This is a genomic window from Enterococcus camelliae (genome assembly GCF_042685105.1).
GTDB classification, from domain to species: domain Bacteria; phylum Bacillota; class Bacilli; order Lactobacillales; family Enterococcaceae; genus Enterococcus_G; species Enterococcus_G camelliae.
In genome coordinates this window covers 1-11362 of record NZ_JBHUMO010000032.1, presented here as the reverse complement: position 1 = coordinate 11362, position 11362 = coordinate 1, and the positions used below count along the sequence as shown (strand labels likewise).

At 36.7% G+C, this 11362-nt stretch carries 7 protein-coding genes and 1 riboswitch; of the genes, 2 read left to right on the top strand and 5 right to left on the bottom strand.

Translation table 11 applies throughout. From position 1 onward, the window contains the following. Positions 1-423: transposase (locus ACFSR0_RS04510; RefSeq protein WP_379980341.1), on the top strand; the 423-nt coding region annotated here is incomplete at its 5' end. 280 nt (positions 424-703) lie between these two features. On the opposite strand, the gene ACFSR0_RS04505 is transcribed toward ACFSR0_RS04510, so the two are convergent. After that, the gene (locus ACFSR0_RS04505) at positions 704-2413 is read right to left on the bottom strand and encodes an SWIM zinc finger family protein (RefSeq protein WP_379980339.1); all 1710 of its coding nucleotides are present in this window, start codon (positions 2411-2413) and stop codon (positions 704-706) included. Positions 2414-2871: 458 nt separating this feature from the next. After that, positions 2872-3258 (bottom strand): DUF7006 family protein, encoded by a 387-nt coding sequence (locus tag ACFSR0_RS04500; RefSeq protein ID WP_379980337.1) that lies wholly within the window; start codon positions 3256-3258, stop codon positions 2872-2874. Positions 3259-3622: 364 nt separating this feature from the next. Between ACFSR0_RS04500 and ACFSR0_RS04495 the strand changes: the two genes are divergently transcribed. Further along, positions 3623-5026: a hypothetical protein gene (locus ACFSR0_RS04495; protein WP_379980335.1), complete on the top strand. Its 1404-nt coding sequence runs from the start codon at positions 3623-3625 to the stop codon at positions 5024-5026. 146 nt (positions 5027-5172) lie between these two features. On the opposite strand, the gene mgtA is transcribed toward ACFSR0_RS04495, so the two are convergent. From mgtA to ACFSR0_RS04480, 3 genes are all read right to left on the bottom strand, one after another. Then, positions 5173-7827 (bottom strand): magnesium-translocating P-type ATPase, encoded by a 2655-nt coding sequence (gene mgtA, locus ACFSR0_RS04490; RefSeq protein ID WP_379980333.1) that lies wholly within the window; start codon positions 7825-7827, stop codon positions 5173-5175. Between the two features lie 393 nt (positions 7828-8220). Next, a riboswitch (M-box (ykoK) riboswitch) is annotated at positions 8221-8390 on the bottom strand. A 303-nt stretch (positions 8391-8693) separates the two neighbouring features. Next, positions 8694-9494 (bottom strand): hypothetical protein, encoded by an 801-nt coding sequence (locus ACFSR0_RS04485; RefSeq protein WP_379980331.1) that lies wholly within the window; start codon positions 9492-9494, stop codon positions 8694-8696. A 2-nt stretch (positions 9495-9496) separates the two neighbouring features. Further along, on the bottom strand, positions 9497-11284 hold the full coding sequence (locus ACFSR0_RS04480) for an AAA family ATPase (protein WP_379980329.1): 1788 nt from the start codon (positions 11282-11284) through the stop codon (positions 9497-9499). Positions 11285-11362 lie beyond the last annotated feature (78 nt).

Genomic DNA, 11362 nt, shown 5'->3' with positions numbered 1-11362 from the left:
CGTGATGCTGGCAGTTTTCTCTTTACAAGGTTTGAGTTTGTTCTCTCAAATTTCAGAAACGTATCGCCAGAAACTGTCTTCGCTCTCTATCAAAAACGGGGAACTATGGAAAATTTCATTAAGGAAATCAAAAACGGCTTTTATTTCGATAAGACTGATAGCTCAACTTTCACTGAAAACTCTGCGCGAATGGCGTTAGCTTGCATCTCCTATAATTTGATTCATCTATTTAAAAAGACTGTACTTCCAGATTCAGAAAGAAATTCAACAATCGCCACGTTACGATTTAAGTTGATTCATATTGGCGCAAAGGTAACAAAGCATGCAAGAAGAATAGCGATTCACTTGGCCTCATCAAATGTTTATGATGGTTTATTTTGGACTGTATTCCAGAGGATACAGTCGTTTAAATTATTGATTTAGCAGTCTTTTTCTAAAAATAGACCGACAAAGTACTGCCTAGAATCAATCCATTTTTTAAAATAACGTACGATTTTTATTTAGTGGCACGTTATGAGAGGATCTCGTTCGTTTTTCTGATCTTTTTATTGGCTCAACTGCCTATGAAACGACGGAAAAAGTATTTCATGAATAATTCAGGTAGATAATTTTAGAACTGAATGTGCCTTTATGTCGAAATAAAAAATTGACTGTAAACGAGCATTTCAATCAATATTCAAAATAACTATTGCCATCTCATCCCTCAAATCTTCCGTAGTTCATCCATCATTGCACGTCGGTTTTTGTAATCTTTCCGCCATGTTTCAATGATGCTATCCACTACTTTTGATCCTCCAGCTAGTTTCTTCATCCTTCTTAAAATGGTAACATACATGGCATATTGCTTTCGATTGCTCGTATAAGCTGCAGCTTGCTCTAGCTCCTTTCGGTATTTCGCGAGTAACTGACTCGAATACTCTGCTTTTAACTCATCTTCATAGCACGAGACCGCATCGAGACCAGGATACTTGACCACATACGCCAATAAACGATCCTTAAGTCCCTCTTCTTGATACATCTTCGCAACTTGAGCAGATGCAGATACAGGCAATTGTTGAAAGACTTTTTCTCGCTCCGTCGCCCATTCTGCCGTAGAATATTGTTCTTTCAACTCATGATACACATCTAAATCACCAGGCGTGTATTTCAACAATAACTCCCATAATTGGGCAAGATAGGCTGGTTGATTGCCTTGCAATTGATAAATAGCTTTTTTCTGTCTGCTATACTCTGCTAACGTACCTCGTTTTTCTTGATCCAACTGCATGGACTCATCCAAAATCTCAAGTGCTTGCTGGTAGTCTTTTTTCTCAAGTGACTGTCCGATGGCAAATTTTCGCACGTCTGTATTCGACCAATACGTACGATAGATTCTGGCAAGTTCTTGTTGGCTTCCTTGATCATCGCTTTTGCTTAATAATGCTAGATAATGAGAAGCCCATTTTCCAACATGGTATTCACGACTCCAATCATTCTTTTTCTGATTGATATACGCAAGTTTTTCTCTGGCAAAAATCAATTTTTCTTGGATAAAAATAGGCTCATCAAATGCTTCAAAGAGAATGCGTTCAATATATTCTTCTAGATAATCCACAATCGTACCGTCCAAATTCGAAACAAACCAAGTGAACATCATTTGTTTTGCTTCCAAATTTGCTTCACGTAGCAATCGTTGCCAAAATTGATAAATGTCTTCAGCTAGCATTCCTACCTCACCATCTGAATCATCGATATCCACATTGCCAATTAGAACAAAAATCTGACTAGCTATCTCGAAAGCTTCTTGGTAATAGCCACGATTCAGCAAGTCGGTCACATCATCCGCAAGAAAATCCTCTAATTCCGACGCAAATTCGCTCGCATCATTATAATCAATGAAATCATCATATCCCGAAAATTGAGCAACAATCTCTTCAATAATCAACGAATAATAAGTCAAATCGACTTCATCATTTTCCATCTTTAACACATTTTGAAAACGAAGAAACCACCTGTCGTCCTCCTTCAAAATCGTTTTTAAAAATGAGCGCACATAATTTATATCTGCTTTTTCCACCAATTCTTCAATTTCCTCGAAATAGTCGGTAGAAGATTGCTGACTTTCCATTGGATTGATTGATGTTGCAAATTGGTCACTAGCCGACGATTCATTGTCACTAGACTGCTCCGACCATTCAAACAAGACAGCTGCCATATGTTTACAATGTTTGCCACCTTGAGCATAGGGACAAGAACAGGCCATCTCCGCTACCTGCCCATTTAAAAAAGAAATGGTAACTTCATATTCATCCGAGCCAATCACTTCTGCATGAACTTCATTTTCATTCACATCAAGTAATTCGACTGCCTTCTCACAGTAATAGTCATACCCTCTTTGCAATATAATCGCCGCAAACAGTTTTTCCCAATTCATCAGCCATCATCCCTTCTTCTATAGCCAGTTAACAGCGCATGATGCGTATTCCACCGTCCAAAATAAACCATTGTCCTTTATGAAAGTATAACACGCCAAGAGTCACTCAAAGACAAACAATCAAAAAAAAGACGACAATCGCGTGAAATAAACGATTGTCATCTTCCCCATGTGGGTCAGCATATAGAGGATTTTTGTATTACCTTGACAGAATGACTGACTAATTTTCAGCAATTTCTTAATTTACTCTAGCAACGAACTTCATGTATATTATTGATTGCAATCCTAACATACATAGATATTTTTAAATTATAATAGATGTAAGTAGCAAGGAGCTTACTATTCCCATGGTAAAACTATTTTAAAATAGTCATTTTACATATCGTTTTGCAATGATCTTTATAAAGCATTCAATACCTTGTTACTTTAAAACATTGGGAAATTCGTCAAAAACAAGACTAGCCAACAATCTCCTGCTTACCAAAAATTAATGAATTAGGTGCCTTTTCATTCACTTGATATCCACATAGCTCTTTATAGTAATAATGACTATCCCGCTCAATCCCTTGAATTAATTCATCCTGATCAAAATAATATCTGTCAATTTTTGAAGGTTCTTTTTCTTGATAATAATAATCATCTTCAAAATTTTGGAAGATATTTCTTAATATTACAAATTTTGCATTGATTAACATCATTTCTTGAATAACAAACCACAATTGCTGTGGATTATATTTTGTAAGTAACTCTTCTAGTTCCATTTCCTTATCCATCCAGTAGTTATATACTGTTGGCATTTTCTTTTTAATGAAATCAAACTTAATTCCTTCTCGCATGGCAACCAAGTACTCGTCCTTATTTTGGAAAAACACTTCTTTCACCCCATTTTGATATTTTTTGTGGAGCAATCCCAAATATACGTTTTCCCCAAAAAATTTCCTTCATTATTGAACACATGATTCTCTCTTCACAATACAAATTATATATTAGTTACCTTTATTTATAATTTTTGTTTTTTTTAAAAATAACAAAAAATAAAATAAACAACGCCTTGTATCGTATTCAAAACGCATGATATCTGAGTAGTATTAAACATAACAGTGAATATTGTATACATCGCCATCTATTACGATTTCTAAAAAATTCATAAGGAAATCATATCTAACTACCTTTTTTTGTATTGCGTGATAGTTACATGGAGGAAAAGAGATGGATATAAAAAACTTTTTTGAGGATGATCAACGTTATCAGCTAACATTAGTTGAACTGGCTGCAATTGATAACGTTGGATCCATGTTAACACTCCCATACTTGCAGAATTATTTAGATTTATCTGAATACAAACTAAATACGTTGATAAATGACTTAAACGATTCATGGTACAATCTTTTTAATCAGCAACTTTTCATTAAAAACGGGAAAAATTTCATTGTACATCGTGAAATATCGATCAATAAAATAACAAAATTTAAAAGCTATTTAGCTAAACGTTCGTTACCGTTTCGAATGTTTATTTCCACACTTCTCCATAAGAATTTAAAAGAATTTAGTGAAGAAAATTACATTAGCTTTAGCAAGTCTTATAATGTTCAAAAAACGCTTATTCATATCTTATCTCATTACAATATTTATATTGAAAAAGATGTTTTTGTAGGGGATGAGACGACGATACAATTACTTGCATACCAACTGCTATTCACCGTTTATTATGAGAATGAATATTTATTCCCAGATGAAATGAAGCAAGCAGCAGTTGAGTATTATCGTATACTTGAATCAATTTTCAATTGGTCTCTTACTCCATTAGAAAAAACAAAAATAGAGTTATATTTAATCTTAACAATCATTCGACAATCATCCACTGGTTTCAATTATTTAATAGCGCTCACAGATTCTAAAAAAATGATTGCTTTAACTCAAGGATGGGAAAAAATTTCAGATAATTCTCCAGCACACTTTCTTTTATTTCTCTTTTGTCAAGGCATGATTGATGCCATTACCATCGATGATGAAAAGTTGTTGCTTTATTTGGGAAATGAGAAAAGACGATTCATTACCTTATTTACAAATTATTTCCAAGTGTCTGTTGATGATTTTTTTGAGAATCCTCTATTTAATATCGAATTTCAACGGATTATTTTGCGTCAAAAGTTTTTCCCAATTGTTTTTCAATCCTTTGAAACGATTGGTTCATCGGCAATTATGCAAAATTTATTCGTAAGCTATGATCATTTTATTCGATTACTTCTCTCTCACTATACTTTTTTTAACGATGAACTAAAAAATAATTCTTACTACGACTTTATGATGCTGCTCTATCATTTTTTCCCTATTAAGGAATTTGAGCCAACAGTCACTATTTGTATCCATTTTTCTAGGGGAAAATTGTATTCAGAATTTATCGCGGATCTTATTACAAATTTCTATCTTCTCCCGATAAAAATTGAATACAAGCTTTCTAACCGAACAGATATCTACCTTTCTGACTTTGAAAACAAAAAATTTATACGGAAACAAATCATATGGAAAAATCCTCCTGATTCACGCGACTGGCAGATTTTTATCGACACTTTGTCTAAAGCTCGTTCTGAAAAATATAAAAAAGAAAGTTAGTCTGGTTTTCAAATCAGACTAACTTTTTTTATCCAATTATTTTTTTTGATACCATTTAATGGTATTACTCATTTTGAGTAACAATATTAAATAGATTTCCAAGCGTTTCTTTTTTCTTCAGTCTTCTTCCTTCACCTTCCCCAAGCTTAGAGTAACTCTGTATAGCGACGTAGGTAGCACTGTTTGACAACAGTCACCAAAAGGAGGTACGCAACGATGGTTAGAAGTAACCATGCCCAGTAGTTGGCTGGCAAAATAGCCAGTCCAAGATTTTGTCCTAAGCTAGTAAATGGTAAAATCGTTCCTGCAACGATGCCCAGTGAAGTAATTGTTGTCATCACAAATGAACCTCTACTTTGAATGAAAGGCAGTTTTGGTGTGCGAAGGGCATGGAGAACCAGCGTTTGAGACCAAAGTGATTCCACAAACCAACCAGCATGAAAGACAGCGATAAAGGCGACCTGTTGACTAGGTGACAATGTATGGAAGCTTCCGCCAACCACAGCTGGACAAATAACAAAGTACATTAATGCATAGGTCGTAATATCAAATATCGAACTCGTTGGTCCAAACCATAACATGAATTTACCAATACTTGAAGAATCCCAACGTTTTGGTTTTTCTAAATAGTCTTCATCCATATGATCCCATGGAATGGAAATACATGAAATATCATAGATCAAATTCAAAAACAGAATTTGCAAGGGTAGCATCGGCAGGAAAGGTAAAAATATACTTGCGACCAATACTGAGAACATATTACCGAAATTAGAACTAGCAGTGGCTTTAATATATTTCATGATATTGCCAAAGGTTTCGCGCCCAGCCAAAATGCCCCGTTCCAAAATCATGAGGTCTTTTTCTAATAGAATGACATCCGCAGATTCTTTAGCGATATCGACAGCTGTGTCAACGGAAATGCCCACATCTGCTTCTTTCATGGCAGGTGCATCATTGATGCCATCCCCAAGAAAACCGACCGTATGACCATTGGCTCTCAAGGCCCGTGTCACTTGTTGTTTTTGTTGTGGAGTCAGCTTAACGAAAACATTGTATTGCTCTACTTCTTGCCGTAGTTCTTCTTCGGACAAGTTAGCCAATTCTTCGCCCATAATGAGTGTTTCGGTTCCTAGGCCGACTTGTTTGCACACAGACCGAGTCACCAAAGCATTGTCGCCCGTTAGTACCTTCACTTTGACACCTTGTCGGCTCAATGTCTCCAGTGCTTGCTTGGTAGACTCTTTTGGTGGATCTAAGAAAGCCAGATACCCAATTAAGACCATTTCTGATTCATCTGCTACCGAGAATTCTCCAACAACCCTTGGATTGGTTTTTTGTGCCACGCCAATTACTCTTAATCCATCTTCATTTAATTCACATACTTTTTTGAGGATTTTTTGCTTGATTTCATCGGTAAGTGGGACAATTTCCCCCTGCAAATCTACGACACTTGCCACTTGTAACATTTCTTCAATGGCGCCTTTGGTAATCATTTGTGTTTTTCCTTGAGCATCTTCCACCACAACGCTCATCCGGCGACGTTCGAAATCAAACGGGATTTCATCGACTTTTTCATAGTGTTGGTTCTCTATAGTCAATTCTTCGTTTGCCACTTCAATAATCGCGACGTCTAATAAATTTTTTAACCCTGTTTGATAGTAACTATTCAGGTAAGCATGCTTCAATACTCGCTCATCTTCATTGCCTAACAAATCAAGATGGTATTCCAAAATGATTTTGTCCTGAGTTAGCGTTCCCGTCTTATCAGTACACAAAACATCAATGGCCCCAAAATTTTGAATGGCATTAAGATTTTTGATGACCGTTCCTTTCTTAGCCATGCTCGTTGCGCCTTTAACTAAGTTTGTCGTGACAATCATCGGCAACATTTCAGGGGTTAACCCTACTGCCACGGACAAGCCGAACAAAAAAGCTTCCATCCAATCGCCTTTGGTTAACCCATTAATCACAATAACAGTTGGTGCCATGAGAGCCATAAACTTAATAAATAAGTACGACGTTTTGTGAATGCCCAATTCAAAATTGGTTTTCACGGGTTTGCTTGCTAATGAATCGGCAACTTGACCAAATAACGTCCCTTGACCCGTCCCAACAACGATTCCTTCCGCACTACCACTAATCACGTTACTTCCCATATAAACCATGTTTTCATAAGTTGTTTCCGCTGCTTGCTCGTGGATGACTGCTTCGGCTTGCTTCTCGACAGGATAGCTTTCTCCCGTTAATGCCGATTGAGAAAGAAACAAATCTTTCGTAGCAAGCAATCGGATATCTGCCGGAATCATATCGCCCACGGATAATTTGACAATATCGCCACAAACAATCTCTTCCATTGGAATTTCTGCTTCATGACCTGCGCGTCTGACTAATGCGGTTACCTTTACCAATGATTTTAACTTGTCAGCCGCTTGATTTGATCGCACGGATTGGAACAATGTCATGGTTCCACTAACAAGAACCATCAATAAAATAATACTCGTTCCAAAAAAATCTCTCTCTCCAGGTGCAGCGAGGACAACATCCGTGACAAAAGACGTCACACCTAAACCAATTAATACCAAAGTAAACGGCGTGATGTAGGCTTTGAGCATTTCTAATAAAAATGAGGGCTTCTTTCCATAAGAAAATGTATTTTCGCCGTAAGTTTCTCGCGCTTTCACGGCTTGCTCTTCAGTCAATCCCTTGCGCGATGTTTGAAAGATAGTAAAAAGTTGCTCGATTGGTTGCCGTGCCAATCGGTTATAAGACATGGGTTGTTTTATTTGTTTTTTTCTTACCATTGTTTTTCTCCTTCTCTCCAATCCAAATGCTAGCCAATCGCCTTTTGCAAATCAGCCTGTTTGTTCTAGCATCGTTCGGACCTATTTTTTTTCATTCGCAGGGCTTGGAGAGAGTCAGGAAATCCTTGACGATCGTTTGACTACACGATGCGCCAAGCTTGCCTTTCTATCTGCAAACCCTTTTGTTTCGAACTACTGTCATCCATTTGTTTCCATCCCCTTTTCAATCGGTGTTCATTCAATGTGAATGATCTCCTCAATTCACTTCTGATTTGTTCGATAGGTTTCGCACCTTGTTCGGTCATTGATGCCAACTGCACAAAAAAAAGACTTTCCGCACAAAAACCCCGCGAAAAGCCTCTCTAATTTCATTCAAAAACAACCTGAAAAAAGACGTTGATCTAATCGTTGAGTTTTGGCACTATACAACGTAAAGACAAACATCTTAGCTACCTTATGAAAAGCCTTGTTTTCGACAATTCCTGTTCTACCCATTGGCGTCTCTCGACATTTTTGGGCAGTAGCCTATGTTTGTATAGGAGCCTCACCTAACAAATCTTATTTAGTTTTCATTTATACCGTAACAAAAGATTGCTCACTTGTCAACAAACTCCCGACTTTCTTTTTTCGATAAGTTGTAAAATGAAATGCATAAAGAAGTAAACAAAAAAATCATATAGATACGTTATACTTAAAAGCGACAAAACCATAAGTATGAAAAAGGTATCTACATGAATAAAGCCGATTATACCACAGGAGTTTGACAGTTGCAAAACAATAATTTTTGAAGAAATAGCTTCATATCAAGCTTGAGAGCTTATTTTTTTGTCAAACTTTTTATCATTTTTATTGGACTTTTTTAATTGTCACACTTGATAGTTTATCTCAGTTTCCTCAATAAGTGAAATATATTTTTGGATGGTCCGCTTATGCAGAAATAGAGAAAGAAAAGCTAATGGTATAGCCACGATAAATTTTAGCAGTTCGGTTACAATCATGATTATGAGCATCGCAAGCATACTCTTGCCCACAGATGCATGGCTATCCACTTGGTAACCACCAAATATGCCTCTCTTTACCGTTCCTTTTTGAAAATTCAAAAAAGCGGAAGAAGCCAGTCCTGCTTTGACGCTTCCATAAGGAGTGAAAAACCAAGCAAAAGCACCACCTTTAGCTCGTTGATAATCAGAAAACCAACTATAGGTATAGTTAGACAATAAAATATAGCCGACCAAAACAAGCAACTTTATAAAAGCTGGGATTCCTTGAGCAACTCCCCCCAGTTGATTGGCCCATCGATAATTTTCCCAAGTTTGCGGAACATAACAAAGAAACATCAAAATGAGGTACCCTGTTATATAAAAACGCCAGCCCATTTTTGGCGTATGAAAATACTGTTTAAAAAAGGAATCTGTTTGATTTGTCGTATAGATTGCATCAATGCTTTTTCTCGATTGACCGATTGTTTCATTACTTTGTTTTGGAGTTGACTCTGCCTGATGATTCGCTTGATTTTCCTTTGGTGGTGCTACATATTCACTGGATTGAGATGAATTCATTTTTGGAGGAGCAATATATTCCTCGTCTTTTTTTGGCGGTACAACATATCCCTGATGATTGGCTGCATCCTTTTTAGGTGGTGCAACGTAGCCTTTTTCTTCGTCCATATTTAATATTCCTTTCCCGTAGCATAGATATCGTCTACTGTAATTGTAAACAAATCATTGGTTCCTTCATTGGCAATGCGTGACGAAGCAATACCAATTAACCGTTCATTGAAATTGCGTACCCATCTTCCATTACTAAAATCATTGCTTCTTTGGTACGTACGCGCTACCACTTGCCTATACTGCTCTGTATCAAAGACATACTGATCCTTTAATAACTTCATCATCCCAATTTGTGTGATTTCTTCAGGTGTATAATCCTCAAATTGAAAATGATTTGGAATGCGGCTCAATAGGCCTGAATTTGCCCTTAAAAAGCGATTCATTTCATCGTTATATCCTGCCAAAATAATCACAATTTCCTCGCGGTAGTCTTCCATAAATTTTAGAATTTCATCAATTGCTTCTAAACCAAATGTATCATTTTCAGATTTATAAAGACTGTAGGCTTCATCAATAAACACAAGGCCACCTAATCCAGACATCAATACTTCTCTAGTTTTAATCGCTGTTTGACCGGAATATCCTGCCACTAAATCACTGCGCGACACCTCGATAAATTTATCTGCCTTGATGATATCTTTTTGATAAAATGCCTTACCCAATAAACGAGCAACTGTTGTTTTCCCAGTACCGGGATTTCCTAAAAACAAAGAATGTAGCGTGAAATGCCGATTGCCAGTACCTTGTTCTTCCCGTCGTTTATTCACCTCTGCTAAAGCCACAAACCGAGCAACTTGATCTTTCACTGATTGAATACCAATCATTTGATTCAACTCAGCTAGAGCATCTGGTTTCTCACCATTCTCAAATTTATCTTTATTTACAAGAGAAGAGATATCAACATTTTTAATCGTCGAAACATCTTCGGAACCTTCCTCAATAATTCGAAAGGCAAACGTTTTAATCAATTGTTCATTAAAATTGCGAATCCAACGAGCATTACTATGATCTAACGAAGCTTGATACAGACGAGCGACATTTCTTTCATAATAAGCTTCATCTTCCAAATCATATTGACCTTCCTCAAGTTGTCGTTTTCCAATCGTAACAATCTCTTCTGGTGTATAATCTTCAAATATAAACGTATTCGGTACTCGCGAAGACAACCCAGGATTGGTGCGTAAGAATTCTTCCATTTCCTTCGTATAGCCTGCAAAAATAATAACGATTTCTTGGCGATGATCTTCCATATATTTTAAAATTGTGTCAATTGCCTCTTGACCAAAATTTACCGAACTATCTTTTTTATTCAACGTATACGCCTCATCGATGAAAAGAATTCCTCCTTTGGCCGCTTCTAAACGTTCCGTTGTTTTTAAAACCGTCTCTCCCACATGATTGGAGACCAAATCTGCCTCAGAAACTTCCACATAGTTAAACGTCTCCCCAGACAGCGCCCCATTCTCAAATAAGACTTGTCCCATTAATCGCGCAACCGTTGTTTTTCCAGTACCTGGATTCCCCATAAACACTGCATGAAGCGATTGATTGATTGGCATAAGCCCTTTGGCAACGCGTTGTTGATTCAATTGGACTACTTTGAGCATTTTATCAATTTCTTTTTTTACTTTTGTTAACCCAATTAATTGGTTTAATTGATCCCATGCGCTGACTTTTGCAACTTCCTCCATCTCAGTCCCCACAACAACTTCGGGTGACTCATTAATAACCGCCAGTTCTCGCAAACAACTTGTTTCATCAACCGCAAAAATTAGTTCATCTTTGTCTCCTTCAGGAAAAAGTAATTCATCAACATATAAATAATGTCTACTGAACAAATAGCGCATCTCTAAAAGTCATTTTGAATACAGCTAATTGTTTCCAAAAATAAAATTTTTGCTTTTTTTCAAAAAAAGTGTGCAGAA

What these genes read in the sequence shown, in the direction of transcription:
- ACFSR0_RS04505 (WP_379980339.1), bottom strand. Translation starts at nt 2,413, where the DNA reads ATGAATTGGGAAAAACTGTTTGCGGCGATTATATTGCAAAGAGGGTAT.
- ACFSR0_RS04495 (WP_379980335.1), top strand. Translation starts at nt 3,623, where the DNA reads ATGGATATAAAAAACTTTTTTGAGGATGATCAACGTTATCAGCTAACA.
- mgtA (WP_379980333.1), bottom strand. Translation starts at nt 7,827, where the DNA reads ATGGTAAGAAAAAAACAAATAAAACAACCCATGTCTTATAACCGATTG.
- ACFSR0_RS04485 (WP_379980331.1), bottom strand. Translation starts at nt 9,494, where the DNA reads ATGGACGAAGAAAAAGGCTACGTTGCACCACCTAAAAAGGATGCAGCC.
- ACFSR0_RS04480 (WP_379980329.1), bottom strand. Translation starts at nt 11,284, where the DNA reads ATGCGCTATTTGTTCAGTAGACATTATTTATATGTTGATGAATTACTT.